The organism is Streptomyces sp. V4I23, from assembly GCF_030817975.1.
Taxonomy (GTDB): domain Bacteria; phylum Actinomycetota; class Actinomycetes; order Streptomycetales; family Streptomycetaceae; genus Streptomyces.
The window spans coordinates 2731846-2757488 of sequence record NZ_JAUSZW010000004.1; the positions used below are offsets into that span (position 1 = coordinate 2731846).

General features: G+C 72.0%; 28 protein-coding genes. 13 read left to right on the plus strand and 15 right to left on the minus strand.

Translation table 11 applies throughout. From position 1 onward, the window contains the following. Nucleotides 1–92: 92 nt before the first annotated feature. Entirely contained in the window at nucleotides 93–683 is a 591-nt protein-coding gene (locus QFZ82_RS14390; protein ID WP_307713550.1) for a suppressor of fused domain protein, read from the minus strand. A gap of 466 nt (nucleotides 684–1149) precedes the next feature. Between QFZ82_RS14390 and QFZ82_RS14395 the strand changes: the two genes are divergently transcribed. From QFZ82_RS14395 to QFZ82_RS14405, 3 genes are all read left to right on the plus strand, one after another. Further along, the gene (locus tag QFZ82_RS14395; protein ID WP_307713551.1) at nucleotides 1150–2265 is read left to right on the plus strand and encodes a magnesium and cobalt transport protein CorA; all 1116 of its coding nucleotides are present in this window, start codon (nucleotides 1150–1152) and stop codon (nucleotides 2263–2265) included. A 28-nt stretch (nucleotides 2266–2293) separates the two neighbouring features. Then, on the plus strand, nucleotides 2294–2803 hold the full coding sequence (locus QFZ82_RS14400; protein ID WP_307713552.1) for a hypothetical protein: 510 nt from the start codon (nucleotides 2294–2296) through the stop codon (nucleotides 2801–2803). Nucleotides 2804–2976: 173 nt separating this feature from the next. After that, nucleotides 2977–3264: a hypothetical protein gene (locus tag QFZ82_RS14405; protein ID WP_307713553.1), complete on the plus strand. Its 288-nt coding sequence runs from the start codon at nucleotides 2977–2979 to the stop codon at nucleotides 3262–3264. Here QFZ82_RS14405 and QFZ82_RS14410 read toward each other — a convergent pair. Continuing rightward, entirely contained in the window at nucleotides 3261–4028 is a 768-nt protein-coding gene (locus tag QFZ82_RS14410; protein ID WP_307713554.1) for a hypothetical protein, read from the minus strand. The two genes, QFZ82_RS14405 and QFZ82_RS14410, sit on opposite strands and share 4 nt — an antisense overlap. A gap of 163 nt (nucleotides 4029–4191) precedes the next feature. Between QFZ82_RS14410 and QFZ82_RS14415 the strand changes: the two genes are divergently transcribed. The 3 genes from QFZ82_RS14415 to QFZ82_RS14425 are packed head-to-tail and all read left to right on the plus strand — an operon-like array spanning nucleotide 4192 to nucleotide 7221. Next, on the plus strand, nucleotides 4192–5454 hold the full coding sequence (locus QFZ82_RS14415) for a magnesium transporter MgtE N-terminal domain-containing protein (protein ID WP_307713555.1): 1263 nt from the start codon (nucleotides 4192–4194) through the stop codon (nucleotides 5452–5454). Beyond that, nucleotides 5447–6043, plus strand: a complete 597-nt coding sequence (locus QFZ82_RS14420; RefSeq protein WP_307713556.1) for a DUF1003 domain-containing protein — start codon at nucleotides 5447–5449, stop codon at nucleotides 6041–6043. The genes QFZ82_RS14415 and QFZ82_RS14420 overlap by 8 nt, the downstream gene beginning before the upstream one ends. Nucleotides 6044–6087: 44 nt before the next feature. Then, on the plus strand, nucleotides 6088–7221 hold the full coding sequence (locus QFZ82_RS14425; protein ID WP_307713557.1) for an Mrp/NBP35 family ATP-binding protein: 1134 nt from the start codon (nucleotides 6088–6090) through the stop codon (nucleotides 7219–7221). A gap of 121 nt (nucleotides 7222–7342) precedes the next feature. Here QFZ82_RS14425 and QFZ82_RS14430 read toward each other — a convergent pair whose 3' ends face one another. From QFZ82_RS14430 to sigE, 5 genes are all read right to left on the minus strand, one after another. Then, entirely contained in the window at nucleotides 7343–7912 is a 570-nt protein-coding gene (locus QFZ82_RS14430; protein ID WP_307717716.1) for a hypothetical protein, read from the minus strand. Nucleotides 7913–8174: 262 nt separating this feature from the next. Then, the gene (locus QFZ82_RS14435) at nucleotides 8175–8636 is read right to left on the minus strand and encodes a sec-independent translocase (protein ID WP_307713558.1); all 462 of its coding nucleotides are present in this window, start codon (nucleotides 8634–8636) and stop codon (nucleotides 8175–8177) included. A gap of 109 nt (nucleotides 8637–8745) precedes the next feature. Then, entirely contained in the window at nucleotides 8746–10608 is a 1863-nt protein-coding gene (locus tag QFZ82_RS14440; protein ID WP_307713559.1) for a S1C family serine protease, read from the minus strand. Between the two features lie 105 nt (nucleotides 10609–10713). Beyond that, nucleotides 10714–11664, minus strand: coding sequence for a zf-HC2 domain-containing protein (locus QFZ82_RS14445; protein WP_307713560.1), 951 nt, complete (start codon nucleotides 11662–11664; stop codon nucleotides 10714–10716). Further along, nucleotides 11661–12431: an RNA polymerase sigma factor SigE gene (gene sigE / locus QFZ82_RS14450; RefSeq protein ID WP_307717717.1), complete on the minus strand. Its 771-nt coding sequence runs from the start codon at nucleotides 12429–12431 to the stop codon at nucleotides 11661–11663. The genes QFZ82_RS14445 and sigE overlap by 4 nt, the downstream gene beginning before the upstream one ends. A 145-nt stretch (nucleotides 12432–12576) precedes the next feature. Here sigE and QFZ82_RS14455 point away from each other — a divergent pair, with 145 nt between their 5' ends. Continuing rightward, nucleotides 12577–13254: an O-methyltransferase gene (locus QFZ82_RS14455; RefSeq protein WP_177150795.1), complete on the plus strand. Its 678-nt coding sequence runs from the start codon at nucleotides 12577–12579 to the stop codon at nucleotides 13252–13254. A 196-nt stretch (nucleotides 13255–13450) separates the two neighbouring features. On the opposite strand, the gene QFZ82_RS14460 is transcribed toward QFZ82_RS14455, so the two are convergent. Next, on the minus strand, nucleotides 13451–13618 hold the full coding sequence (locus tag QFZ82_RS14460; protein WP_003966491.1) for a DUF3117 domain-containing protein: 168 nt from the start codon (nucleotides 13616–13618) through the stop codon (nucleotides 13451–13453). 312 nt (nucleotides 13619–13930) lie between these two features. Here QFZ82_RS14460 and QFZ82_RS14465 point away from each other — a divergent pair, with 312 nt between their 5' ends. Continuing rightward, nucleotides 13931–14731, plus strand: a complete 801-nt coding sequence (locus QFZ82_RS14465) for an enoyl-CoA hydratase/isomerase family protein (protein WP_307713561.1) — start codon at nucleotides 13931–13933, stop codon at nucleotides 14729–14731. Here the strand turns inward: QFZ82_RS14465 and QFZ82_RS14470 are convergent. Beyond that, on the minus strand, nucleotides 14728–15315 hold the full coding sequence (locus QFZ82_RS14470) for a DNA-3-methyladenine glycosylase I (protein ID WP_307713562.1): 588 nt from the start codon (nucleotides 15313–15315) through the stop codon (nucleotides 14728–14730). The genes QFZ82_RS14465 and QFZ82_RS14470 overlap by 4 nt on opposite strands. After that, nucleotides 15312–15665: a DivIVA domain-containing protein gene (locus QFZ82_RS14475; RefSeq protein WP_307713563.1), complete on the minus strand. Its 354-nt coding sequence runs from the start codon at nucleotides 15663–15665 to the stop codon at nucleotides 15312–15314. The genes QFZ82_RS14470 and QFZ82_RS14475 overlap by 4 nt, the downstream gene beginning before the upstream one ends. A 120-nt stretch (nucleotides 15666–15785) precedes the next feature. On the opposite strand from QFZ82_RS14475, the gene folP reads away from it, so the two are divergent. Continuing rightward, nucleotides 15786–16646, plus strand: coding sequence for a dihydropteroate synthase (gene folP / locus QFZ82_RS14480; RefSeq protein ID WP_307713564.1), 861 nt, complete (start codon nucleotides 15786–15788; stop codon nucleotides 16644–16646). Between the two features lie 57 nt (nucleotides 16647–16703). Here folP and QFZ82_RS14485 read toward each other — a convergent pair whose 3' ends face one another. Together QFZ82_RS14485 and dapE are read right to left on the minus strand one after the other, a co-directional pair. Further along, complete coding sequence (locus QFZ82_RS14485) at nucleotides 16704–17456, minus strand: TIGR00730 family Rossman fold protein (RefSeq protein ID WP_307713565.1); 753 nt, start codon at nucleotides 17454–17456, stop codon at nucleotides 16704–16706. 166 nt (nucleotides 17457–17622) lie between these two features. After that, nucleotides 17623–18702 (minus strand): succinyl-diaminopimelate desuccinylase, encoded by a 1080-nt coding sequence (gene dapE, locus QFZ82_RS14490; RefSeq protein WP_307713566.1) that lies wholly within the window; start codon nucleotides 18700–18702, stop codon nucleotides 17623–17625. A gap of 39 nt (nucleotides 18703–18741) precedes the next feature. On the opposite strand from dapE, the gene QFZ82_RS14495 reads away from it, so the two are divergent. Both QFZ82_RS14495 and QFZ82_RS14500 read left to right on the plus strand, forming a co-directional pair. Continuing rightward, nucleotides 18742–19710, plus strand: a complete 969-nt coding sequence (locus QFZ82_RS14495) for a hypothetical protein (RefSeq protein ID WP_307713567.1) — start codon at nucleotides 18742–18744, stop codon at nucleotides 19708–19710. A 309-nt stretch (nucleotides 19711–20019) separates the two neighbouring features. Further along, the gene (locus QFZ82_RS14500; RefSeq protein ID WP_307713568.1) at nucleotides 20020–20457 is read left to right on the plus strand and encodes an ATP-binding protein; all 438 of its coding nucleotides are present in this window, start codon (nucleotides 20020–20022) and stop codon (nucleotides 20455–20457) included. Between the two features lie 161 nt (nucleotides 20458–20618). Here the strand turns inward: QFZ82_RS14500 and QFZ82_RS14505 are convergent, their stop codons facing one another. Then, complete coding sequence (locus tag QFZ82_RS14505; RefSeq protein WP_307713569.1) at nucleotides 20619–21713, minus strand: bifunctional succinyldiaminopimelate transaminase/glutamate-prephenate aminotransferase; 1095 nt, start codon at nucleotides 21711–21713, stop codon at nucleotides 20619–20621. A 161-nt stretch (nucleotides 21714–21874) separates the two neighbouring features. Further along, a complete protein-coding gene (gene fdxA / locus QFZ82_RS14510; RefSeq protein ID WP_003985062.1) occupies nucleotides 21875–22195 on the minus strand; it encodes a ferredoxin in 321 nt (106 codons plus the stop codon). Nucleotides 22196–22309: 114 nt separating this feature from the next. Between fdxA and QFZ82_RS14515 the strand changes: the two genes are divergently transcribed. Further along, nucleotides 22310–23305, plus strand: coding sequence for a GNAT family N-acetyltransferase (locus QFZ82_RS14515; protein WP_307713570.1), 996 nt, complete (start codon nucleotides 22310–22312; stop codon nucleotides 23303–23305). 17 nt (nucleotides 23306–23322) lie between these two features. Continuing rightward, nucleotides 23323–24159, plus strand: a complete 837-nt coding sequence (locus QFZ82_RS14520) for a transglutaminase-like domain-containing protein (protein ID WP_307713571.1) — start codon at nucleotides 23323–23325, stop codon at nucleotides 24157–24159. Between the two features lie 89 nt (nucleotides 24160–24248). On the opposite strand, the gene QFZ82_RS14525 is transcribed toward QFZ82_RS14520, so the two are convergent. Further along, nucleotides 24249–25382, minus strand: coding sequence for a S8 family peptidase (locus tag QFZ82_RS14525; RefSeq protein ID WP_373429416.1), 1134 nt, complete (start codon nucleotides 25380–25382; stop codon nucleotides 24249–24251). Nucleotides 25383–25643: the final 261 nt, after the last annotated feature.

Here is a 25643-nt window from a genome sequence, read left to right on the forward strand (position 1 = left end):
CACTCACCCGTGAGGCCGAGGAGTCGGCACCCCGCCGAGGACGGCGTCACCGCCTTCGCCAACTGGCCTCAGGCAGGCCCGGTTTGGGGCCGTCAGTCCAGGGCCGCGGACCTGCGCAGCGGATCGCGCAGATCCGTGCCGCGCGCCAGCCAGCGCTCCTGGAGCTCCGCGGCTCCGTGCACACGCTTCCACGCGGCCTCGTTGGACGTCATCGGCAGCAGCGGGAGGAATCGCACGGGGTCCATCGGCTCGTCGAGCTCCAGGTCCTCCACCAGACCGCCCGGCTCCGCCACCAGCACCGAGCTGAACGGCGCGCCCGGCCACAGCGGTTCGCCGACGTCGAGCGAGGCACCCGGGGCCACGACGACGCCCTCGACCTGGGGGGAGGCGGCCAGTACGACGAGGGGCCGCAGCACCTTGTCCGTGTCGGCGAGCCCGGCCCGCACCGAGAGGATCAGCTCCGCGCGCGGACCCGCGACCGGGTCGGCGAAGGCCGCGGTGGGGTCCGTCATCGGCTGGGCGGACATGCCGAGGGTGACATACCTCACGACGTCCTCGCCGTCGCCACGGAAGCGCAGGACCTCGATGCGGTCCGTACCGAGGAAGGTGACCGCGGCGCGCGCGTCCGGTTCACCGAGGGCGCTGTGCAGCCGGGCCTCGACCAGAGCAAGAACATCGTTCATCTCGCGAGCATAAAACGCGTAGGGAACGGGCAAACACAGGGATTGACCCGTAGTCGGCTGATAGGCTTGGCCGCTGGTCGGGCAGTACGCCGGGGGATCACCCTCCGACAGCAGCCGGAGGCGCGCTCTCCGGTCCCGACGACACGTCATCCCCCAAGGGGGACCGGCCGGAGGAGGTGAGGCTGCGGTGGATCGAAGTCGATCGTGCAGTACCAGCAGCTCTTCCGCACGGCACCGCTCCTCACGCCACGTCTGATCAGGCGATCCGCGGACCGGTGAGCTGAGGCCTTCCCGCACGGGCCCACGGCAATTCGCACACGGAAGAGCACTTCGTTTTTGCCTGTCTGTAGCGAACGCCGTCACCGCGACCCTGCGGTGCCGCCCGCTTTGCGGACGTATGTCTCACGTCCCCATTCCGGGCTGTGCCACGCCATTCGCCGACGGCCTCTCCGTGAAGGAGCCAGCCATGTCGATGATCCGTGACCTGCGTGCAGCGGTCCGCCCGGCCCTGCGCAAGAGCAACACCCCGTACAGCACGTACGACGCGACGCGCGACCCGTCCGCCTCCAGCGCGGTGGTCGACTGCGCCGTCTACCGCGACGGCAAGCGGCTGGAGAGCGACGCCTGCCAGACGCCGCACGAGGCGATGCTCCGGGTGCGCGAGGGCGGCGGCTTCGCGTGGATCGGGCTGCACGAGCCGACGGAGGCCGAATTCGCGGGCATCGCCGCCGAGTTCGGGCTCCACCCGCTCGCCGTCGAGGACGCGGTCCACGCCCACCAGCGGCCCAAGCTGGAGCGGTACGACGACACCCTGTTCACCGTCTTCAAGACCATCCACTACGTCGAGCACGCCGAACTGACCGCGACCAGCGAGGTCGTGGAGACCGGCGAGGTGATGGTCTTCACCGGACGGGACTTCGTCATCACGGTCCGGCACGGCGGCAAGGGCTCGCTGCGCGCGCTGCGGCACGGTCTGCAGAAGGACGCCGAGCTGCTGGCCAAGGGCCCGTCGGCGGTGCTGCACGCCATCGCCGACCATGTCGTCGACGGCTACATCGCAGTCGCCGCGGCGGTGCAGGACGACATCGACGAGGTCGAGATCGACGTGTTCTCCGCACCCTCGAAGGGCAGCCCGCGCGGCAGCGACGCCGGGCGGATCTACCAGCTCAAGCGGGAGGTGCTGGAGTTCAAGCGGGCCGTGTCGCCGCTGCTGCGGCCGATGCAGCTGCTGAGCGAGCGGCCGATGCGGCTGGTCGACCCGGACATCCAGAAGTACTTCCGCGACGTCGCGGACCACCTCGCCCGGGTGCAGGAAGAGGTCATCGGCTTCGACGAGTTGCTGAACTCCATCCTCCAGGCCAACCTGGCGCAGGCGACCGTCGCGCAGAACGAGGACATGCGCAAGATCACTTCCTGGGCGGCCATCATCGCCGTGCCCACGGCGGTCTGCGGGATCTACGGCATGAACTTCGACCACATGCCGGAGCTGCACTGGCAGTACGGCTACCCCATGGTGCTCACCGGGATCGCCGGCGTCTGTCTCATGATCCACCGCACTCTGAAGCGCAACGGCTGGCTGTGACCGGCCGGCCGGTCGATAGGCTGCGGGTATGACATCCCATCTCGGCCAGGCGCTCGTCGAGGAGGCCACCAAGAAGTCCGGCCTCATCTGGGTGCGCGGCGAAGGCCCGGCGCGCGCCCTGTGGCACGTGTGGCACGAGGGCGCCGCGCACGTCGTCGGCGACGGCCCCGGTGAGCAGCCGCTGCCCGGCCTGACCGACGGCGGGACCGCCGAGGTCACCGTCCGCAGCAAGGACAAGGGCGGCCGTCTGGTCGCGTGGACGGCCGCCGTACGCGAACTCGCACCGGGCACGGATGCGTGGGAGGGGGCCGTGGGCGAGCTCAAGGGCAAGCGACTGAACGCGCCCGACGCGGAGCGGATGACGGAGCGCTGGGCCCGCGAGTGCCGTGTCCTGCGACTGGAGCCGCGCGGCACGACGACCGAGTTCCCGGACGACTCCCTGTCGGCGCCGCCGCTCCCGAGTCCCGCCGTCACCCGCCGCCCCATCCCGGCGGCCCTGCCGAGGCTCCTCCTGAAGCGCCGCGCCCACCGCGGCTAGCCCGGCCCTGGGACCTGCACACGACGCCGGGCCGCGATGTGTGCGGGCGAGCCGCACATGATCCGCCGCGGGGAGCACGGGACCGCGGCGCCGCCTCGTACTCCTTCGCGCGGCCGAGCAGCCTTTCGGTGCCCGGCCCGGCACCATGGAAGGGAGCGGACGAGGAGGGCAGCATGGTCACGCTGCACATCGAGCACGCGATCACCGACCTCACCACCTGGAAGGCCGCGTTCGACCGGTACGCCGCCTTCCGCCGGAAGCACGGTGTGCGCGCGTACCGCGTCCAGCAGCCCGTCGACAATCCGGCGTACATCGTCGTCGATCTCGAGTTCGCCACCGCCGGTGAGGCCGAGCGCTTCCGTGACGCGCTCGTCACGGACGTCTGGCCGTCGCGCGAAAAGGCGCCCGCGCTGATCGGCACGCCCGTGACGAGGGTCCTCGACCTCGTCGAGGAGGGCTAGTCGCCCGAGGTCTTCGGCAGCTGGCCGCCGTAGTCCAGCATCTCGTCCTCCGAGGGCTCGGCCAGCTCGAAGTCCTTGTCCCAGTCCCCGAGCGTGAGCACCCCCGCGCCGCCCGCCCGCGTGAACTGCAGCGGGTACGGCTTGCCTGTCAGCGAGACGGCCAGCACGCCCCCCTCGCCCTTGGCGGCGAGGACCTTGATGGCCCGTATGCCCCCCACCTGGCTCCGGTCCCCCTTGCTCAGCTCGCCCTGCATGCCGAGCAGCCCGTCGAGCAGCACGTCCATGTCCGTGAAGCCGCGGAACTGCTTGTACGAGGGGTCCCCCTGCGGCACCTTCACGTACTTGTCCTCGAGCTTGTCCGCGACCTCCTCGTCGGAGCTGCTCGGCTCGTCGCCGTCCTTGCCGTCCGCGCCGCTCCAGAAGCCGGCGTCGGCCTTCAGGAAGAGGGTGTCGCCGATACGCAGCAGTTCGAAGGCGTTCTCCTTCGACGTCACCGACCCGGTGCCGCCGTCCTGCTTGAGCCGCATGTTCAGCTTGTACGTGCCGCCCTTGCTGACCAGCGTGCCCGACAGCCGCACCGCGGTGGCCCCGTCGGCGGCCACCCGCGCCTTGTTCTCAATCTCCTGAGCCGTCAGCTTGCCGATCCCGTTGGTGCCCGCGTCCGGATCCTCGCCGCACGCCGTGACCCCGGTGGTCAGCCCGGCACACAGCACGACGGCAAGCAGGGCACGACGGGCCCGGCCGGCCGAAAGGAGGGGAGTCACCAGCGCCCTGCCTCTCATCTTTGGGGGGATGGCAGACCGCAGCGTACCTGTGCCGGGAACGGGGTCTTGCAGGGAGCCGGACGGACGTGAGACGGGGCGACGACGAACGGGACGGGCTAGCCTGAACCAGTCGAACAGCGGCATTCCCGGTAAAGGAGGGGCCATGGCAGCAGGCGCCCCCCGGGTCTTCGTCTCGCACCTCGCGGGCGTACCCGTCTTCGACCCCAACGGCGACCAGGTCGGCCGCGTGCGCGACCTGGTGGCCATGCTGCGCGTCGGGCGGCGTCCGCCCCGGCTGCTGGGCCTCGTCGTCGAAGTGATCAGCCGCCGCCGTATCTTCCTGCCCATGACCCGGGTCACCGGCGTGGAATCGGGCCAGGTCATCACCACCGGCGTGCTGAACATGCGCCGCTTCGAGCAGCGCCCGACCGAACGCCTGGTGCTGGGCGAACTGCTCGACCGGCGGGTGCGCCTCGTGGAGACCGGCGAGGAGGCCACGGTCCTCGACGTGTCGATCCAGCAGCTGCCCGCCCGCCGCGACTGGGAGATCGACAAGGTCTTCGTACGCAAGGGCAGGGGCGGCGCGCTGCGCCGCAAGGGAGAGACCCTGACGCTCGAATGGTCCGCCGTCACCGGCTTCTCGCTGGAGGAGCACGGGCAGGGCGCCGAGAGCCTGCTCGCCACCTTCGAGCAGCTGCGCCCCGCCGACCTGGCCAACGTGCTGCACCACCTCTCCCCCAAGCGGCGCGCCGAGGTGGCCGCCGCGCTCGACGACGACCGGCTCGCCGACGTGCTGGAGGAACTCCCCGACGACGACCAGGTGGAGATCCTCGGCAAGCTCAAGGAGGAGCGCGCGGCCGACGTGCTGGAGGCCATGGACCCGGACGACGCCGCCGACCTGCTCTCCGAACTGCCCGAGGAGGACAAGGAACGGCTGCTCACGCTGATGCGCCCGGACGACGCCGCCGACGTGCGCCGGCTGCTGTCGTACGAGGAGCGCACGGCGGGCGGCCTGATGACGACCGAGCCGATCGTGCTGCGCCCGGACGCGACGGTCGCCGACGCGCTCGCCCGCGTCCGCCAGGCGGACCTCTCCCCCGCACTCGCCGCGCAGGTGTACGTGTGCCGGCCGCCGGACGAGACGCCCACGGGCAAGTTCCTGGGCACCGTGCACTTCCAGCGGCTGCTGCGGGACCCGCCGTTCACCCTCGTCAGCTCGATCGTCGACAGCGACCTGCCGCCGCTGTCGCCAGGCACCCCGCTGCCCGCCGTCACCAGCTATCTCGCCGCGTACAACATGGTCGCCGCGCCCGTCGTCGACGAGAGCGGCTCGCTGCTCGGTGCCGTCACCGTCGACGACGTGCTCGACCACCTGCTGCCGGAGGACTGGCGCGAGACCGAGTTCGAGGAGTCCGCCCATGGGTAGCGGCGGCGAGCTCGGATCGAGCGAGCGAGGCGAGGCGCGCGAGCGCATGCCGGCGGGCGCGAGCGCCGCGTCGCGTAGCCGCGCACGGCTCGACCTGCCGCGAGCGCCGCGTCGCAGCCTGCTGCCCGAGTACGACCCCGAGGCGTTCGGGCGGCTGTCGGAGAAGATCGCGCGCTTCCTCGGGACGGGCCGGTTCCTCGTCTGGATGACGCTGACGATCATCGCGTGGGTGGTCTGGAACATCGGCGCGCCGAAGGACCTGCGCTTCGACGAGTATCCGTTCATCTTCCTCACGCTGATGCTGTCCCTGCAGGCCTCGTACGCGGCGCCGCTGATCCTCCTGGCGCAGAACCGGCAGGACGACCGCGACCGGGTCAACCTGGAGCAGGACCGCAAGCAGAACGAGCGGTCGATCGCCGACACCGAGTACCTGACCCGGGAGATCGCGGCGCTGCGCATGGGCCTCGGCGAGGTCGCGACGCGGGACTGGATCCGCTCCGAGTTCGAGGATCTGATCAAGGAGCTGGAGGAGCGGCGCACCGTATTCCCGTCCGAGCGTCCCGGGCACCGTGACGAAGGCGACCGCTGACAGGGCTTTCCCGAGGCGGGAGGCAGCGCCGTACCATCGTCCGTATGGTTACGGAAGACGCGGTGCTCGAGGCACTGGCGACAGTGAACGACCCCGAGATCAACCGACCGATCACCGACTTGGGCATGGTGAAATCGGTCGACATCGGGGACGACGGCACGGTCGCCGTCACGGTGTATCTCACCGTCTCGGGCTGCCCCATGCGCGAGACGATCACCAAGAACGTGACCGACGCGGTCGCCCGCGTCGACGGCGTCAGCCGTGTCGACGTCTCGCTCGACGTCATGAGCGACGAGCAGCGCAAGGACCTGGCGGCGTCGCTGCGGGGCACGACCGCCGAGCGCGAGGTGCCGTTCGCGAAGCCCGGCTCGCTGACCCGCGTGTACGCGGTGGCCTCCGGCAAGGGCGGCGTCGGCAAGTCCTCGGTGACCGTGAACCTGGCGGCCGCGATGGCGGCCGACGGGCTGAAGGTCGGTGTCGTGGACGCCGACATCTACGGCCACAGCGTGCCGCGGATGCTGGGTGCGGACGGCCGTCCCACCCAGGTCGAGAACATGATCATGCCGCCGTCGGCGAACGGCGTGAAGGTCATCTCCATCGGCATGTTCACCCCGGGCAACGCGCCCGTGGTGTGGCGTGGTCCGATGCTGCACCGCGCGCTCCAGCAGTTCCTCGCGGACGTGTACTGGGGCGACCTCGACGTACTGCTGCTCGACCTGCCGCCGGGCACGGGTGACATCGCGATCTCGGTCGCCCAGCTCGTGCCGAACGCCGAGATCCTCGTCGTCACCACGCCGCAGCAGGCGGCCGCCGAGGTCGCCGAGCGCGCCGGTTCCATCGCGGTGCAGACGCACCAGAAGATCGTGGGCGTCGTCGAGAACATGTCGGGCCTGCCGTGCCCGCACTGCGACGAGATGGTCGACGTCTTCGGCACCGGCGGCGGGCAGAAGGTCGCCGAGGGCCTGTCGCGGACGACCGGCACGACGGTGCCGGTGCTGGGCTCGATCCCGATCGACGTACGCCTGCGCGAGGGCGGCGACGAGGGCAAGCCGGTCGTGCTGACCGACCCCGACTCCCCCGCGGGCTCGGCGCTGCGCACGATCGCGGGCAAGCTGGGCGGCCGCCAGCGCGGTCTGTCGGGCATGAGCCTGGGCATCACGCCGCGCAACAAGTTCTGATTCGCCGCGCCTCCGCGCGACGCATGGCGGGCTGATTCCCGGAAGGGAATCAGCCCGTCGGCGCATGCCCCGGGGCAGCCTCGCCACGTCCGGTGAGCGGACGCAAAGGCACCGGCCCCGGTCAGTCCACGTACGCGGACACGTCCATCACCGAGAACCCGAGCCCGTACGCACTCATGCCGCGCCCGTACGCCCCGATGTGCACCCCGTTGTCCGTCGTCCCGGCGAGCACCCAGCCGAACTCCGACTCGCGGTAGTGGAACGGCGTCGGCACCCCGTCCACCGGCAGCGAGAGCATCGACCACGCCGGACCCGCCAGATCGTCCGCGAGCTCGAACGCCGTCTCCGTCTGCTGTTCCAGCCAGTCGTCGCGCAGCGAGTGGTCCAGCTGCGGCGGCCAGGTGTGCGCCAGCAGGCCCGAGCCCGCCAGCCAGGCCGCGGAGGAGGCCGTCGTGGCGTCCAGGACGCCCGTACCGTCGCCGCTGTGCCGGAGCGGACTCGCCGCGACCGTCACGACGACGGCGAAGCGCTCCTTCTCCCCTCCGGCCGCCTCGGACCGTATCGACGGCTCGTCACCGTGACCGATCGCGCCGTGCTGAACGGTTCCGTCCGCCGCGGTGCCCACCTGCATCAGCCGACGCGGGCCGGTGAAGACCTCGTCCAGCCCGTACCAGGGGAAGCTGGCGCTCATGAAGCCGTCGGCCGTACGCCGGGCAGCCGCCGCAGCCGTTCCCCCCTGCGTCGCACGGGGGCCGCTGCCGCCCTGGGCCGACTCATCGCCGGCCGCGTCCTGCGCCGTCACCCGACTCGTCGTCGCCATCTATCCGGCCGCCTCCTCTGTCGCTCGTTCCTTCAGCGGACCCGCCCCCCTCGGGCGTCCTCACTGCCGGACAGATGGAGAGAATAGCCACCCCGCCCCCGCGCGCAGGGGATGACGGTGCGCTCGGGCGTGCTCAGGTGGCGTCCGCGTCGAACGGCGGCCGCTCCTCCCGATCGGCGCCGTCGCGCTTCTTCAGCAGGTCGGGGCCGCCTGAGGGCGAGCCGTTCACCGCAGCCGGGACGGAGCCCTCGGACACGCCGGACGGCTCCTTGCCGTTGACGGCGTCCGTGACGTCGTTGATCTCCTTCTTGAGATCGAAGCTGCTGCGGAGCTCCTTCAGTTCCTTGAGATCCTCGTTCTCCGCGAGCTGCTTGCGCAGATACGTCTTGGGGTTGAGGTCCTCGAACTCGAAGTCCTTGAACTCCGGCCCCAGTTCGCTGCGGATGTCCTCCTTCGCGCTCTCGGAGAACGCGCGGACCTTCCGGATGAAGCGGGCGGCGTCCTGGATCACCTTCGGCAGCTTGTCGGGGCCGAAGACGAGCACGGCGAGGATCACGAGAGCCACCAGCTCCAGTCCGCCTATGTCATTGAACACCCTGCTGCTCCTCGTGTTCTGTGGCCCGCAGGTCGGATGGGGTCCGGACCCGAACCACGGTACCTGGCGAAACTGTCGCCCCGGTACCGTCCGGACACCGCGCAGATGGTCATGAGCTGTCCGCCGAACCGAGGGTCAGCGCCATCGTCCGCTCCTCGCCGCCGCGCCTGATCGTGAGCTCCAGCCGGTCGCCCGGCCGGTGGGCGCGGATCTTGACGATGAGCTCCTCGCCGCTGTGCACGCGCTGGCCGTCCACCTTGGTGATGACGTCGCCCGGCTTGATGCCGGCCTTGTCGGCCGGGCCGCCGGGGGTGATCGACGGGGTGTCGTCCTTGCCCCGCTCACCGACGCGGGCCCCGTCGCCGGTGAACTTCATGTCGAGGCTGACCCCGATCACCGGGTGCGTGGCCTTGCCGGTGTTGATCAGCTCCTCCGCGACGCGCTTGCCCTGGTTGATCGGGATCGCGAAGCCGAGTCCGATCGAGCCTGCCTGGCCGCCCTCGGCACCCGCCCCGGTGTCCGCTGCCCTGATCGCGCTGTTGATGCCGATGACCCGCGCCTTGCTGTCGACGAGAGGGCCACCCGAGTTGCCCGGGTTTATCGGGGCGTCGGTCTGCAGAGCGTCGACATAGCTGACGTCGCTGCCGTCGCCCTTCTCGCCGCCGGCCGTGATCGGGCGCTCCTTGGCGCTGATGATCCCGGAGGTGACGGTGTTCTGGAGGTCGAACGGGGCGCCGATGGCGACGACAGGGTCGCCGACCCGGACGTTGTCGGAGTTGCCGAGCGGCAGCGGCTTCAGTCCGGAGACGCCCGTGACCTTGACGACCGCGAGGTCGTACCCGCTGTCCTTGCCGACGAGGGTGGCCTCGGCCGTCTCCCCGCCGCTGAACGTGATCGTGATGTCGCCGGAGGTCCCGGCCGGGTCGACGACGTGGTTGTTGGTGAGGATGTGGCCCTGCCGGTCGAGGACGAAGCCGGTGCCCGTGCCCTGTTCGCCGCCGCCGCTGACGTGCAGCGTGACGACACTGGGCAGGGCGCTGGCCGCGATGCCGGCGACGCTGTCGGGCGCGCGGTCCCCGCTCTCGCGGTCCGCCTGGGGGAGCTCCACCTGGGCGATGCCGCCGTTGCGCTCGACGTACGCGCCGATGGCGCCGCCCGCGCCGCCCGCGACGAGGGCGATGACGAGCGCGCCGATGAGCAGTGGACCGCGCCTGCGCTTCTTGGCGACCGGCTCGCCGGGCTCGGTGAGCGGCCGGCCCGGTGCGCTCCAGGGGTCGTACTGGAGCCACACGGAGTTCAGCGGCTGCGGCCGCTCGCCGGCGGCCGGCTGCGGGTGGTGGTGCATCTGCTGCTGCGGGTGCGGGGCGGCCGGCTCGGGCTGCGCCGGCGGCAGCGGGGCGGAGGGGGCGGCATGCGGGGCCTGCGGTGCCGGGTGCGCCGGGTGCGGGACGGTCTGCGGCGCCGCGTACTGCGGCGGCACGGGCGTGCCCTGCGCCGGGGTGGGGACCGGCCGCTGCACGGGGGGCGCGGGGGCCCAGGGGCCCGGGCCGCCGTAGGGCGGGGTGCTGTACGGGTCGGGCTCGTGCAGCGGAGTCGGCCTGGACGGAGCCGTCGCGACGGGCGTGGCGGGGGCGACGGCCGTGTCGGCGACGGAGGGTGCGGGGACGACGACCGGCTCGGCGGTCACCGGCTCGACGGGCGGTGCCGGGGCGACGGCCGTGTCCGCGGTGACGGGCTCTGCGGACTGCGGCGCGACCACCGTGTCCGACAAGGGCGGCTCGGCGGACTGCGGCGGAACCGCTGTCGTGGGGGCCGTGGCGTCCACCGCCGCTTCCCGGCCCGCCTCGGGCGCGGGGGCCGACGGCTGCGCGTCGGCCGGCTCGGACTGCTCCGGCCCGGAAGGTGTCACCCGCACCGCGCTGGGGCGGCTCCACCACTTCGCCTTCGATCCGGTGGGCTTCCCGTCGTCCATGTTCTCCCCGCAAACTGCCGGCCTCTGCGGTACCCCCGCGGGGCACGCACCCAGGATTCAACCAGGTTTGCGAATCCCCGCGCAGGGGGCCGGTGCGTGCTGCGGTCAGCGCGGGGGCGCCATCGACGAGCCGGGGGCCGTCGGAGCCGCGAGATGCGTGGGGGCCGGGGTGGCGCTCGGTGGCGCGACCGACCCGACGGCCAGCGGGTACGCCGACACCGTCGGCTGTATCAGCGGCGGCAGGGCGGCGGAGTTGTACATCAGCAGCGCTGCCGTGTACGGGTGCGCCTGCTGCGGACTCGGCGGTGCGGTGGGCGGGACGGCGTGGAACGGGCCGGTGTCCGGCTTGGCCGGCGTACCCGTCGTGCTCCGCCGACGGTCGCTCTCCACGCCGCGCAGGGAGAACGCGCCGCCGGTCGTCGTGGCTCCGGAGGAGGCACCGGTGGGCCCGGCGGACGCCGTGCGCACGGGGGTCACCTTGCTGCCACCGCTCTGGCCGCGGGCGCTCGTCTCACCGGAGACGTCCAGGGGGACGGCTCCGCCGAGCGCGATGGCGGCGAAGGACACGGCGCTGGCCGCGGCGAACGCGAAGCGTCGGCCGCGCCACGGGGAACGCTCAGCGTCCGCGCGGCCGACCTCGTGAATACGAAAGCCGCTGCCGGCACCCGGCAGGACCGCCGCGTGGGCGCCCCCGGGGACGTACGCGAAGGTCTCCCCGCGGGGTTCGCGGGTATGTCCCGCGGACGGGTTCAGAGCTCCGAGGACGCCGTCGGAGGGGCGGCCGCCGAACGGACTGCCGCGGTCGTCGTCGACGCCCGTGTCGGCGGGCAGCCCCTGGAGCCGGGCGAGCAGCCCCGCGGACAGCGGCGGCGGCGCGGACTGCGCGAACACGCTCTTGAGGCGGCGCTGGGCGTCCGCCTCCGCCTTGCACTTGGGGCAGGTCGCCAGATGTGCGAGGACGCGGTCGCGCACGTCGTGTTTCAGCTCGCCGTCGACCAGTGCGGCGAGCCGGTCCCCCAGATGCTGCTCCGCGGGGGTCGGACTGGTACCACTCACGCCGGTCCGACCTCCACGGCAAGGCCGACGACACCCGCCAGGGACCGCTGCTGCTCGGCACGGGCCTCGGGGGACCGGTGCTGCAGGGCCTTGCGCAGATGCGAGCGGCCGCGGTGGATACGGCTGCGGACGGTGCCGAGCTTCACGCCCAGGGTCGCGGCGATCTCCTCGTACGACAGCCCCTCGATGTCGCAGAGCACCACGGCGGCGCGGAACTCCGGGGCGAGAGTGTCCAGCGCGTGCTGCACATCGGCGTCGAAGTGGGTGTCGTTGAAAACCTGCTGGGGGGACGGCTCACGGCTGGGCAGGCGCTCGGCCGCGTCGTCGCCGAGGGCGTCGAAACGGATGCGCTGCTTGCGGCGGACCATGTCCAGGAAGAGGTTGGTCGTGATGCGGTGGAGCCAGCCCTCGAACGTGCCGGGGGTGTACGTCGACAGCGAACGGAAGACGCGGACGAACACCTCCTGGGTGAGGTCCTCGGCGTCGTGCTGGTTGCCCGTGAGGCGGTAGGCCAGGCGGTAGACCCGAGCGCTGTGCGTGCTGACGATCTCCTCCCAGGTGGGAGGGGTCCACGCCTGCGATTCCGCATCCGATGCGAAGGTCGCGGTGGCTACGGAGTCGGCGGGCACGGAACGGTCAGCGGTGTTGGTCACGGATTTGGGCTCACCCACCGACCTGAGGAAGCGCCTGAGCACTCCTCCCCGATCCGCAGGTGCAGCCGCACCTCCCCTGTCAGCTCTGGTGGTGTCCAGCGGAGCCCCTACCATAGCCACCTCGCCCGTTAGCTCCGGATAAGAATCTTTACGTGGATTTGGGTCCGTGGATCCGGCTCCTGCGTCCGGCCCCGATCCACGTACTCTCCACGTCCTTCCTCAACGTCCGGTCCCATCTGCGGGTTCCCGGGTGCAGCGGATACAGTCAGCGTCGCGCCAACTACGGGGACAGGAGAGGGTCATTACCGCCAACCGGCAGACGAGCTGGGCGTTCGCCGACGCCTTTGTCGCCGAGGACGACGCTCTGCGCTGGGCCCGCGAACGGGCCCGGGAGGCAGGGCTGCCCTCGGTGTCGCCCGGCACCGGCTCCGCGCTGCGCCTGCTGGCCGCCACCGCCGACGCCAAGGCCGTGGCCGAGATCGGGACCGGGACCGGTGTCTCGGGGATCTACCTGTTGCAGGGCATGCGGCCCGACGGCGTGCTGACCACGGTCGACCTGGAGCCGGAGCGCCAGCAGTTCGCGCGCGAGGCGTTCCGCGCGGCCGGCTTCGCGGGGAACCGCGCGCGCTTCATCCCCGGCGGCGCGCTGGACGTCCTGCCACGGCTGGCCGACGGCGGATACGACCTCGTCTTCTGCGACGGGGATCGTACGGAGTCGCTGGACTATCTCGCTGAATCGTTGCGCCTGCTCCGTCCGGGCGGGCTGGTCTGCTTCGAGGGCGTGTTCGCGGACGGCCGCACCGTGGATTCGGCGGCGCAGCCGTCGGAGGTGCTGAGGGTCCGGGAGCTGCTGCGTACGGTGCGGGAGAGTCCCGAGTTGCTGCCGACACTGCTGCCGGTGGGCGACGGCCTGCTCTGCGCGGTCCGCCGCGGCTGACCGCTGTGCGGGGGCCGCTGCACGCCCCGGCGGGGGCCTGCGACGGGGCCGCCGCCTGGTGACCGGTGCGCGCCCCAGGCGGCCGCGCCCCGGGGCGGCCCAGGCCCGCGCCCCCTCCGCGCGGCACACGACCCGGGTGGAGAAAGCGCGCTGCCCCGGCACTTGCGTACCGGGGCAGGCGAAGAATCAGGACGCGTCAGCCGACGACCTTCTTCAGGGCGTCGCCCAGTGCGTCGGCTTCGTCCGGAGTCAGCTCGACGACAAGCCGACCGCCGCCTTCGAGCGGAACGCGCATGACGATGCCCCGCCCCTCCTTGGTCACCTCGAGCGGGCCGTCGCCCGTCCGCGGCTTCATGGCCGCCATGCTCGTTCCCCTTCCTGAAACCAGCTCATCGCAGCCGGCGGCCCCATCACAGGTGCTGTGTCACCGGCATCGAACACATTGCTTCCAGGCCATTATCCCGCATGGCGGGACCCAAAGACCAACATCAGTCGGCATCGCTTACGCAACGCGCTCTCGCAAAACCACCCAATTCGGCGATCGGCCTGCGATACTTCGCCGCGCTCCGAAGCCGCCGCGACAAGGTTTCTTTGACGCAGGTCACATGTCCCCGTCCGGCGATCTCCGCCATGCTGGGCCCCGACATTGCCGTCAGAACCGCAAAGGGGACCCACCATGGCCGACGCCGTGCTGTACGACGTGAGCGACGGACTCGCGACGATCACGATCAACCGGCCCGAGGCCATGAACGCCATGAACGTCGAGGCGAAGGTCGCGCTGCGGGACGCCGCTTTGGCCGCCGCCGCCGACCCTGGCGTAAGGGCGGTCCTGCTCACGGCGACGGGCAAGGCGTTCTGCGTGGGGCAGGACCTCAAGGAGCACGTGGAGCTGCTGGCCGCCGACCGGGAGTCGGGCAGCGGCGGCACCATGAGCACGGTGCGGGAGCACTACAACCCGATCGTCCGCGCGCTGACCGAGATGCCGAAGCCGGTCGTCGCGGGCGTGAACGGCGTCGCGGCCGGCGCCGGCCTGGGCTTCGCCCTCGCCGCCGACTACCGGATCGTGGCGGACACGGCGAAGTTCACGACGTCGTTCGCGGGTGTGGCGCTGACCGCGGACTCGGGGGTGTCGTGGACGCTGCCCCGGCTGATCGGCCAGAGCCGTGCGGCCGACCTGCTGCTGTTCCCGCGGTCGTTCTCCGCGCAGGAGGCGTACGACTGGGGCATCGCGAACCGGCTGGTCCCGGCGGACGAGCTGGCCTCGGAGGCGGCAGCCGTGGCCCGTGGGCTGGCCGAGGGGCCCACAGTGGCGTACGCGGCGCTCAAGGAGTCGCTGGCGTACGGCGCGAGCCGTTCGCTGAGCGAGGCGCTGGACAAGGAGGAGGAGCTGCAGTCGAAGGCGGGCGCCTCCGAGGACCACGCGATCGCCGTGCAGGCCTTCCTGGCGAAGGAGAAGCCGAAGTACCTCGGGCGCTAGGCCCGCGGGCCGCGGGCCACGCAGTCGGCGAGGTGGTCGTCGACCAGGCCGCACGCCTGCATGAGGGCGTAGGCGGTCGTCGGTCCGATGAAGCGCAGGCCGCGCTTCTTGAGGGCCTTGGACAGCGCGGTCGACTCGTCGCTGACGGGCGGGACGTCGGCCAGGGTCCGCGGGGCCGCGCGCCGGGCGGGATCGGGGGCGTGGGACCAGATGAGTGCGTCGAGCTCGCCGGCGGGCCAGTCGGCGAGCACGCGCGCGTTGGCCACGGTCGCCTCGATCTTGGCGCGGTTGCGGATGATGCCGGCGTCGGCGAGGAGGCGCTCCTTGTCGGCGTCGGTGAACGCCGCGACCGAGGCGATCTTGAAGCCGTCGAAGGCGCTGCGGAAGCCCTCCCGGCGGCGCAGGATCGTGATCCACGACAGACCGGACTGGAAGGCCTCCAGGCAGAGCCGCTCGAACAGGGCGTCGTCGCCGTGGACGGGGCGGCCCCACTCCTCGTCGTGGTAGGCCACGTAGTCCTCGGTCGACAGGCCCCAGGGGCAGCGCAGAGCGCCGTCGGGGCCGGGCACGGCGCCGACGGTCATCGGTCCGTCTCCTCGTCCGGCTTGCCGAACAGGTCGCGGCGGCCGGCCGCCGTCGCCTGTGCGCCGGCCAGCGCCGACTCCAGGTCCGCGATACGCGCGTCCCGCTCGGCGAGCTCGGCGCCGAGCCGGTCGAGGACCTCGTCGACGTCGTCCATCCGGTAGCCCCGCGGGGACACGGGCAGGCGCAGGGCCTCCACGTCCGCGCGACCCAGCGGGCGGTTCAGCGGGAGGGGGTCGGTCAGCTGCTCGGGCGCCACCTCGGGCAGGGCCGCGCTGTCGCCGCCGCCGACAACGGCGAGCGTGACCGCGGCGACGACCACGACCATCGCGATCAGCAAGAACAAGAACACGAGCGACCCTCTCCCCTGACGACCTGGGAACACCCCGAGCGGAAACACTCCCGTGCCGATCGTGCCACGGGACACTGACAGTAGGGTCGCAGGGCGGACGATCTGAGGAGGAAACTGCGGATGCTGCGGCTGGGACGGCGCGAGTTCGACGCGCACGAGCCGGTGATCATGGCGATCGTGAACCGGACGCCCGACTCCTTCTACGACCAGGGCGCCACGTTCCGCGACGAGCCCGCGCTGTCCCGGGTCGAGCAGGCGGTGGCCGAGGGCGCGGCGATCATCGACATCGGCGGGGTGAAGGCGGGCCCCGGCGAGGAGGTGAGCGCCGAGGAGGAGGCGCGGCGCACGGTGGGGTTCGTGGCGGAGGTCCGCCGTCGGCACCCGGACGTGGTGATCAGCGTCGACACCTGGCGGCACGACGTGGGCGAGGCCGTGTGCGAGGCGGGCGCCGACGTGCTGAACGATGCGTGGGGCGGGGTGGACCCCGGGCTGGCCGAGGTCGCCGCGCGGTACGGCGCCGGCCTGGTGTGCACGCACGCGGGCGGCTCCGAGCCCCGTACGCGCCCGCACCGGGTGGCGTACGACGACGTGATGGCGGACATCCTGCGGGTCACGGTCTCTCTCGCCGAGCGGGCCGTCGAGCTGGGCGTACGCCAGGACGGGATCATGATCGACCCCGGTCACGACTTCGGGAAGAACACCCGGCACAGTCTCGAGGCGACCCGCAGGCTGGGTGAGATGACGGCGACCGGCTGGCCGGTGCTGGTCTCGCTGTCCAACAAGGACTTCGTCGGCGAGACGCTCGACAAGCCGGTCAAGGAGCGGGTGCTCGGCACGCTGGCGACGACCGCCGTCTCGGCCTGGCTCGGGGCGCAGGTGTACCGGGTGCACGAGGTGGCCGAGACCAAGCAGGTGCTGGACATGGTGGCGTCGATCGCGGGCCACCGCCCTCCGGCGGTGGCCCGGCGGGGACTGGCCTGACGGCAGGCCGCCGGTGCGCTCCGGGGACGTCCGGGGCACACCGGCGACAGGCGGGGGCTACCTGCCGGTCTCCTTGGTGACCATGGCGACGGCCTCCTCCACGTCGTCCGTGACGTGGAAGAGCAGCAGGTCACGCTCCGACGCCTTGCCCTGGGCGACCACGGTGCCGCGCAGCCAGTCGACCAGGCCGCCCCAGTACTGGCTGCCGAAGAGGACGATCGGGAAGCGGGTCACCTTGCGGGTCTGGACGAGGGTGAGGGCCTCGAACAGCTCGTCCAGGGTGCCGAGGCCTCCGGGCAGTACGACGAAGCCCTGCGCGTACTTCACGAACATCGTCTTGCGGACGAAGAAGTAGCGGAAGTTCACGCCGATGTCGACGTGCTGGTTGATGCCCTGCTCGAAGGGCAGCTCGATGCCGAGGCCGACGGAGATGCCCTTGGCCTCCCGCGCGCCCTTGTTTGCGGCCTCCATGGCGCCCGGCCCGCCGCCGGTGATCACGGCGAAGCCGGCGTCGACCAGCGCCCGGCCGAGCTGCACCCCGACCTCGTACTCCGCCGTGCCGGGGCGGGTACGGGCGGAGCCGAAGACGCTGATGGCGCTGGGAAGTTCGGCGAGCGCGCCGAAGCCCTCGACGAACTCCGACTGGATGCGCATGACCCGCCAGGGGTCGGTGTGCACCCACTGGGAGTCGCCTTCGGTGTCCAGCAGCCGCTGGTCCGTGGTCGTCGGCTGGACCTGCTCCCTGCGGCGCAGTACCGGTCCCAGTCGCTGCTCCTCCAGCGCGCGCAAACCCTCGGAGTTGCTGCTCATGACCTGCTCCCTCCGCCGAACATCATTTTTCTTCGGGCCAGGGTAGGTCGGCGGACGTTACGAAGGGCGAAATGAGAGCGATCCGCCGGTCTTCGATGTCGGGAAGCACGGCCGCCGCGCAGGGCGGACGGCCGCCGCGCAGGGCCGCGGACGGCTGCCGGGGCGGTCAGACGGTGAGCCACTCCCGCAGCCGCTCCTCGCAGTGCGTGATCTTGGCGACGGCCACATGCTCGTCCCGCTTGTGGGCGAGGAGCGCGTTGCCCGGTCCGTAGTTGACGGCCGGGACGCCGAGAGCGCTGAACCGTGAGACGTCGGTCCAGCCGAACTTGGGCTGCGCGGTGCCGCCCACGGCGGCCATGAACGCGGCCGCGGCGGGGTGCGAGAGTCCGGGCAGCGCACCGCCTGTGTGGTCGTCCACCACGAATTCGCTCACTCCGCAGTCGGCGAACACCTCACGGACGTGGGCTTCGGCCTCCTCCATGCTGCGGTCGGGGGCGTAGCGGTAGTTGACGACCACGGTGCACGCGTCGGGGATGACATTGGTGGCCACACCGCCCTCGATGCCGACGGCGTTGAGGCCCTCGCGGTACTCGAGCCCGTCGATCACCGGCCGGCGGGGCTCGTACGCGGCGAGGCGGGCGAGGATCGGGGCGACGGCGTGAATGGCGTTGGACCCCATCCAGCTGCGCGCGGAGTGGGCGCGCTCGCCCTCCGTGCGGAGGTGGACCCGCAGTGTGCCCTGGCAGCCGCCCTCGACCTGGGCGTCGGAGGGCTCCAGCAGGACCGCGAAGTCACCCGTGAGCCAGTCGGGATGGGCGTCTGCCACATGCCCCAGGCCGTTCAGGTGTGCTGCGACCTCCTCGTTGTCGTAGAAGACGAACGTGAGGTCACGGTTGGGTTCGGGGACGGTGGCCGCGATACGCAGCTGGACGGCAACGCCCGACTTCATGTCGCTGGTGCCGCAGCCCCACAGGATGCCGTTCTCGTCGAGACGCGAGGGCAGGTTCTCCGCGACCGGAACCGTGTCGATGTGCCCGGCGAGCACCACGCGCTCGGGCCGCCCCAGGTGCGTACGGGCCACGACGTTGTTGCCGTGCCGGTCGACGGTGAGGTGCGGCAGGAGGCGCAGGGCCTGCTCGATGGCGTCGGCGAGGGGCTTCTCCTCCCCGCTGACCGAGCGGTGGTCGACCAGCGCGGCGGTGAGCGCCGGGCCGTCCAGGGTGAGGTCAAGCACGGTTTCGGGCATGGCTCAGACCCTAACGCCACCTCCAGTACCGTGGGCGTCGTGTCCGAGACCGCCTCCCCCGTCCGGCGCGGCCGCCTCCTTCGCTTCGCGGCCGCGCTCCTTGTGCTGCTGGCTCTCATCGGCTACGTCGTCGTGCAGTACGTCAACGGCGGCGGCCCGCCACGCTGCGTCGTGCGCACGGCGGAGGACAGCGGCACGTCGTACGAACTCTCGGCGGAGCAGGCGGACAACGCGGCGACGATCTCCGCGGTCGGCACCACGCGGGGCATGCCCCAGCGCGCGGTCACGATCGCGCTGGCCACCGCGCTCCAGGAGTCGGCGCTGCGCAACATCGAGCACGGCGACCGGGACTCGCTCGGCCTGTTCCAGCAGCGTCCCTCGCAGGGCTGGGGCACGCCGGAGCAGATCCTCGACCCGGTGTACGCGGCCGGGAAGTTCTACGACCATCTCGCCGAGGTGCCCGGATACTCGCGTCTGCCGCTGACCGTGGCCGCTCAGCGCGTCCAGCGCAGCGGCTTCCCGCAGGCGTACGCGAAGCACGAGCCGAACGCCACGCTGCTGGCGGCGGCGCTCACGGGCCGTGCGGCGGCCACGCTGACCTGCGAGTCCCGGGAGGGCGGGCTGTCCGGCGATCCGGCGAAGCTTCGGTCGGAGCTGGTGCGCGCCTTCGGGTCCGACGTGCTCCCGCGCGGTGGTGCGGGGCGTGGGAGCGACGCCGGCGCGCAGGACATGACCGAGCTTGCCGTTCCGGTGCCGTCCACGGCGGCGGCGGACGACGACGCCGCGTCCCGGCGGGGCTGGGAGCTGGCGCACTGGGCGGTGGCCCGTGCGGACGCGCTGCGCATCGCGGAGGTCTCGTACGGGGGCCGGGTGTGGAGCACGGCACAGCCCGGGAAGGGCTGGCGCGAGGAGCCGTCCCGCGCGGGCGGCAGGGCCGGCGCGGGCGCGTCCGGCGGCGGCACCGCCGATCAGGGCACGGGCGACGTCCGCATTCGGCTCGTACAGTAGTCCGCCGCCTCCCTCGAACGAGGCATTCCACTCCCTTCGCACGGAGGGCTCACAGCCCCCGTCGCGCCCCACCGGGAATAGGGTGAAATCCCTTTCACGCCAAGGGAAGTGACGGTTCGCCAGCGTACCGGACATGGCAATGTTTGCCCGTTTTCCCGCGAAACCGATTATGCGACGCGTTACCAATTCTTTACCCGGGGGCACCGCAACTTCCCCCGCCCTCCCCGCGGTTGTCAGGACGTCCGTACGCCGGACAGCACCATCACGCACCACGCACAGTCCGAACGTCCTCTCGCTTCAAGGAGCATCATGTCCCTCCCCCTGACCCGTCGGATCGCCCGTGCCGCGCTGCTCATCGCGGCGGGAGCAGCTCCCGTGGTCGGTGCGGCCGGCTCCGCAGGCGCCGTGGAACTCCCCCAGGCCCCGGTCGGCGGTCTGACGGCCCTCGACTCGGACAACGTCGACGGCACGGTCGGCGGCGTCTCGAAGGAGACCACCAAGGTGACCCGCCAGGTCGGCGGCAAGCCGGTCGAGAAGGCCGCCCCCGCCGCGGCGAAGACCGTCGCCAAGGCCGTCACCAAGACTGCCAAGACGGCCGCTCCGGTCGCCAGGAAGGCCGCCGCCGACACCGCCGGCGAGGCGGGCGGCCTGATCGGCGGCGCCACCAAGGGCGGTCTGCCGGCCGACTCGCTCGGCGGTGGCGGGCTGCCCACCGGCACGCTCGGCGGTCTGCCGCTGGGCGGCTGATCCGCCGCCGGCCGGTCGACACGTCGGCGCATCGAAGCGCCGGCCCGTCGGCAGGCCGGCGCTTCGGCAGGCCGGCAGGTGAACGCGAAGGCCCGGGAGCCACTGCTCCCGGGCCCTTCCGCAGATCCGGTGCGCCGGCGGCGCACCGGCACGGTGAGGGCTCAGCCCAGACGCTTCACAGCCGCCTCGACCCGCTCGTCGGTGGCCGTGAACGCCACCCGTACGAACCGCTCGCCCGCCTCTCCGTAGAAGTCGCCGGGCGCGACCAGGATGCCGAGGTCCGCCAGGTAACCGACGGTCTCCCAGCACGGCTCGTCGCGCGTCGCCCACAGGTACAGGCTGGCCTCGCTGTGCTCGATGCGGAAGCCGTGCGCCTCGAGCGCCGAGCGCAGCGCCGTGCGGCGGGCCGCGTACCTGGCGCGCTGTTCGAAGACGTGCGCGTCGTCGCCGAGGGCGGCGACGGTCGCCGCCTGCACGGGGGCCGGGGTCATCATCCCGCCGTGCTTGCGGATCCGGAGCAGTTCGCCGAGCACGTCCGCGTCACCGGCGATGAACGCGGCACGGTACCCGGCCAGGTTGGAGCGCTTGGAGAGCGAGTGGACGGCGACGACGCCCTCGTACGAGCCGCCGCAGACGTCCGGGTGCAGCACGGACACCGGCTCGGCCTCCCAGCCGAGCTCCAGGTAGCACTCGTCGCTGAAGACCAGCACGCCGTTCTCGCGCGCCCAGGCGACGATCCGCGTCAGCTCGTCCTTGGCCAGCACCTTGCCCGTGGGGTTGGACGGCGAGTTCAGCCACAGCAGCTTGAGGCCGGCCGGGTCGAGCTCCGTGGGGTCGTCGTAGACGACGGGCTCCGCGCCGCACAGGCGCGCGCCCACCTCGTACGTCGGGTAGGCGAGCCGCGGGTAGGCGACCGTGTCCCCCGCGCCGAGGCCGAGCTGTGTGGGCAGCCAGGCCACCAGTTCCTTGGAGCCGACGACGGGCAGGACGTTGGTGTGCTCGACGTCCACCGCGCCGAGCCGGCGCTCCACCCAGCCCACCAGCGCGTCCCGCAGCGCGGGCGTGCCCCACACCGTGGGGTAGCCGGGTGAGTCGGCGGCGGCCACGAGGGCCTGCTGGATCAGCGGGGGCACCGGGTCGACGGGCGTGCCGACGGAGAGGTCGACGATCCCGTCGGGGTGGCCGGCGGCCGTCGCCTTGTACGGCTCGAGCTTGTCCCAGGGGAAGACGGGGAGGCGCGAAGAGACTGAGGCCACGACGGCGCTCGCTTTCTGGTACGTGGGCGTCAAACGCCTCGGTCCCGTACGGACGACGAGCCGTACGGGACCGGGGATGCGGATCGGATCTGCCGTCCCGCGGCGGATCAGCGGCTCAGCGGCCGATCCGCCGGCGGGGGCGGATCAGTCCTGGCGGCTGATCAGCCGTTCTGCGGGGGCAGCGCGGCGATGAAGGGGTGGTCACGCTCGATCAGGCCGAGCTTGGAGGCACCACCGGGCGAACCGAGCTCGTCGAAGAACTCGACGTTCGCCTTGTAGTAGTCCTTCCACTCCTCCGGCGTGTCGTCCTCGTAGAAGATGGCCTCCACGGGGCAGACCGGCTCACAAGCACCGCAGTCGACGCATTCGTCCGGGTGGATGTACAAGGACCGGGAGCCCTCGTAGATGCAGTCGACGGGGCACTCCTCGATGCACGCCTTGTCCTTGACGTCGACACAAGGCTGCGCGATGACGTAGGTCACGCTGTCGTTCCTCCTCGGTAAGGGCTGGCTTGCGCGGGAGCGCGGCGTCGTCGATGCCCGCCCCTAGTATCTCCGTTCTTGGCAACGATCCGAACAGGAGGGGCTCGCACAGCTGTGGAATTCACTGCCGGCGGACGACTTGAAGTCCGTATTACACCCGATGACGTGGGGAAACGAGTCTCCGTCCGGACCGTGGACGCGCCCGGCGGCCCGGGACACGAGTTCACCGACACGGTAGGTGTTCTCACATCATGGACCGGCGGTGTGCTGGTGATCACACGGCGGACCGGCGAGACCGTCCACATCGCGGAATCGTCCCTGGTCGCGGGCAAGGTCGTGCCCCCGGCTCCGGCCCGGCGGCGAGGTCCGGCGGCCCGCTTCGAGGAGCTCGCGCGGGTGATGGCCCGGGCCTGGCAGCCGGTGGAGAGCGAGCGGCTCGGCGACTGGGAGCTGCGGGCGTCGTCCGGCTTCACCCGGCGCGCCAATTCGGTGCTGCCCCTCGGTGACCCCGGAATGGAGCTCGAGGCGGCGCTGGAGCGGGTGCGCGACTGGTACGGACGGCGCGGTCTCCCGGCGTACGTGCAGACCGCGACCGGCGCGGCGGGCACACAGGAGGAGCTGTGCGCCGAGCTGGAGGCGCGCGGGTGGCGGCGCGAGGTGTCGGCACAGGTGCAGGTCGGCGGCCTCGCGCCGGTCGGCGACCTGGACGCGGACGTCACGCGGGTGGAGCTGGCCCGCACCGTCGACGAGACCTGGCTGCGGCGCTACCAGCGGTCGGGTGTACCGGGCCCCCATGTGCTCCAGGTCCTGGGCAGCGGCCCTTCGGTGTGGTTCGCCACCGTACCCGGCACCGGGGAGGTGCCCGCGGCGATCGGCCGGTGTGTGGTCGACGGACGCTGGGCGGGCTTCATGGCGGTGGAGGTCGACCCCGAGTACCGCCGTCAGGGGCTTGCCAGGGCGGTCATGGCGGCCTTGGCCCGCCGGGCGCTGGAGGAGGGCGCGTCGGCCGCCTGGCTGCAGGTGGAGACGGACAACGGGGCGGCCCGCGCGCTGTACGGAGGCATGGGTTTCGCGGTCCACCACCACTACCACCACTTCCGAGCGGCGTAGACGGGTACGAGAGGCGTATGCAGCACGATTCCCGGCGGCAGTCCTGGCGGGAGCGGTTCGCCGAGGAGGCCCGCGCCGAACGCCCCGACCTCGCCCTGCTGTGCCTGCTCATCGGCACGCAGGCGGACCCCGCGCTGGACGAGGCGGGCATCGACGAGGCCCAGATCGAGCTGGACCGTCTCGCGGGGATGCTGCCGTACGGGCTCACCACGCCCCACGCCTGGGCGCGGGCGCTGACGGACCTGCTCGGCGGCCGCGAGGGCTTCCACGGCAGCCCGGCGGACTACGAGAACCTGGAGTCCTCGCTGCTGCACGAGGTGCTGCGGCGCCGCCGTGGCCTGCCGATCCTGCTCTCGGTCGTCTGGACGGAGGTCGCCCGACGGGCGGGCGGGCATGTGTACGGCGTGGCCCTGCCCGGCCATTTCGTGGTCGGCTTCGGCGAGGCCGACGCGCAAATCCTCGCGGACCCTTTCGCCGCGGGCCGGCTGCTGACGGCACAGGACACGGAACTCCTCGTCACGAGCACGACGGGCGCGCCCCTGACCCCGTCGATGCTGACGCCCGCGGACCCGCTCTCGGTGGTGTCGCGCGTCCTGAACAACATCCGCGCCTGGGCGGCGCCCCGCCCGGAACGCTCGGAGGTGGCCCTCTGGGCGCTCGACCTGCTCCTGCTGCTCCCCGCCCACCCGGCCCGGCTCCGCTACGAACGGGCCCGTCTGCTGGTCCAGCGCGGCGAGTTCACGACGGGCGCGGCGGAGCTTGAGGCGTACGCGGACGTGGTGTCCGCGGTGGACCCCACGACCGCGGAGGCGGTCAGGGCCCGGGCCCGGGCGGCACGGGCGATGCTGAACTGACGGGGCGGCCCGTCCTCCCGGGGCGCGGGACCGCCCTTCCGGCCGGCCCGGTCGTGGTGGGCCGGGCCGGTCGGGGCGCGGGAGTGCGGTCAGAGGGTGTTCTTGTAGAGCAGCAGGTTCGGGGTGCCCGCCGGGTTGTTCTTGATCGCGCCCTTGGTGGCGTTGGTGGTGATCCAGTTGTTCACCGTGGAGGAGGCGGCGTCGCCCATGGCGCCCTTGTAGAGCGCTCCGACGCCGGCGACGTGCGGGCTGGCCATCGAGGTTCCGCTGATGGTGTTGGTGCCGCCGAGGAGCCAGGCGGAGGTGATGCCCACACCGGGTGCGTAGGTCTCGACGCAGGAGCCGTGGTTGGTGAAGGAGGCCGCGGTGTCCGTCTTGTCGGATGCGGCGACCGTCATCACGCCGGAGGCGCTCGCCGGCGAGGTCGCGCAGGCGTCCTCCCCGTCGTTGCCCGCCGCGACGGCGAGGAAGACGCCCGCGTTGTTGAGGCTGGTGGCGGCGCTGTTGACGGTGGCGGAGAAGCCGCCGCCGAGCGACATGTTGGCGACGGCCGGCTTGACCGCGTGCGTGCGGACCCAGTCCATGCCCTCGATCACGTCCGCGTTGGTGCCGATGCCGGCGCAGTTGAGAACGCGTACGCCGCGCAGCTTGACGCCCTTGGCCACGCCGTAGGCGGAGCCGCCGATGGTACCGGCGACGTGGGTGCCGTGGCCGTTGCAGTCCAGGCCGGTGCCTTCGAGGGTGGCGTCGTAGGCGATCGCGGCCCGGCCGCCGAAGTCCGGGTGGCCCGGGTCGATGCCGGTGTCGATGACGTACGCCGTCACGTTCGAGGCGGTGGTGGTGTAGCCGTAGGTGGTGGACAGCGGCAGGGTGCGCTGGTCGATGCGGTCCAGCCCCCAGGTGGCGTTGTTCTGGGTGGCGCCGGCACGGACCTCCTGATCCTCCTCGATGCGCGTCACCGAGGGGTGCTTGCGCAGGGCGGTCAGCTGACCGGGGGTGAGTGCGGCGGCGAAGCCGTCGATGACGGCGTCGTAGGTGTGCTGTGGCCGCACACCCGCGAGGCGGGCCAGACCGGCGGCGCTCGTGCCGGACTCGAGGGTGACGATGTAGTGGCCGGGTACGGCCTTGCCGGTGGCCCGGACCACCTCGACCAGCGGGCCGTCCGAGGGGGTCGCGGCCTCCGCGGTAGCGGGCAGGGCGGCCACGGCGAGGGGGATCGCCATCAGGGCGGCGGCAGTTCGTGTCTTCACGGGGTGCCAGTCCTCCTTGTCGACGTCCGCCGGGGGGTCACCACGGCGGACGTTCCATGTGGGGGGCGCGACAGGGAACGTATGAGCGACGCATGCCGGCGGCAAGGGGCGGGACAAGCTTTTCTTCACGAGTGGAGGGCTGTGCCTCACTTCACTGCCCCCCTGCCGCACCCGGTCAACCACCTTGCCGGCGCGGGGAGTTCACAACGGCGTCGACTGAGGCGCAGTCCCCCG

Bases quoted from the DNA above. Each gene is read 5' to 3' on its own strand.
- QFZ82_RS14390 (WP_307713550.1), bottom strand. From the start codon at position 683: ATGAACGATGTTCTTGCTCTGGTCGAGGCCCGGCTGCACAGCGCCCTC.
- QFZ82_RS14395 (WP_307713551.1), top strand. From the start codon at position 1,150: ATGTCGATGATCCGTGACCTGCGTGCAGCGGTCCGCCCGGCCCTGCGC.
- QFZ82_RS14400 (WP_307713552.1), top strand. From the start codon at position 2,294: ATGACATCCCATCTCGGCCAGGCGCTCGTCGAGGAGGCCACCAAGAAG.
- QFZ82_RS14405 (WP_307713553.1), top strand. From the start codon at position 2,977: ATGGTCACGCTGCACATCGAGCACGCGATCACCGACCTCACCACCTGG.
- QFZ82_RS14415 (WP_307713555.1), top strand. From the start codon at position 4,192: ATGGCAGCAGGCGCCCCCCGGGTCTTCGTCTCGCACCTCGCGGGCGTA.
- QFZ82_RS14420 (WP_307713556.1), top strand. From the start codon at position 5,447: ATGGGTAGCGGCGGCGAGCTCGGATCGAGCGAGCGAGGCGAGGCGCGC.
- QFZ82_RS14425 (WP_307713557.1), top strand. From the start codon at position 6,088: ATGGTTACGGAAGACGCGGTGCTCGAGGCACTGGCGACAGTGAACGAC.
- QFZ82_RS14430 (WP_307717716.1), bottom strand. From the start codon at position 7,912: ATGAGCGCCAGCTTCCCCTGGTACGGGCTGGACGAGGTCTTCACCGGC.
- QFZ82_RS14440 (WP_307713559.1), bottom strand. From the start codon at position 10,608: ATGGACGACGGGAAGCCCACCGGATCGAAGGCGAAGTGGTGGAGCCGC.
- sigE (WP_307717717.1), bottom strand. From the start codon at position 12,431: ATGGTAGGGGCTCCGCTGGACACCACCAGAGCTGACAGGGGAGGTGCG.
- QFZ82_RS14460 (WP_003966491.1), bottom strand. From the start codon at position 13,618: ATGGCGGCCATGAAGCCGCGGACGGGCGACGGCCCGCTCGAGGTGACC.
- QFZ82_RS14465 (WP_307713561.1), top strand. From the start codon at position 13,931: ATGGCCGACGCCGTGCTGTACGACGTGAGCGACGGACTCGCGACGATC.
- QFZ82_RS14470 (WP_307713562.1), bottom strand. From the start codon at position 15,315: ATGACCGTCGGCGCCGTGCCCGGCCCCGACGGCGCTCTGCGCTGCCCC.
- folP (WP_307713564.1), top strand. From the start codon at position 15,786: ATGCTGCGGCTGGGACGGCGCGAGTTCGACGCGCACGAGCCGGTGATC.
- QFZ82_RS14485 (WP_307713565.1), bottom strand. From the start codon at position 17,456: ATGAGCAGCAACTCCGAGGGTTTGCGCGCGCTGGAGGAGCAGCGACTG.
- dapE (WP_307713566.1), bottom strand. From the start codon at position 18,702: ATGCCCGAAACCGTGCTTGACCTCACCCTGGACGGCCCGGCGCTCACC.
- QFZ82_RS14500 (WP_307713568.1), top strand. From the start codon at position 20,020: ATGTCCCTCCCCCTGACCCGTCGGATCGCCCGTGCCGCGCTGCTCATC.
- QFZ82_RS14520 (WP_307713571.1), top strand. From the start codon at position 23,323: ATGCAGCACGATTCCCGGCGGCAGTCCTGGCGGGAGCGGTTCGCCGAG.
- QFZ82_RS14525 (WP_373429416.1), bottom strand. From the start codon at position 25,382: ATGGCGATCCCCCTCGCCGTGGCCGCCCTGCCCGCTACCGCGGAGGCC.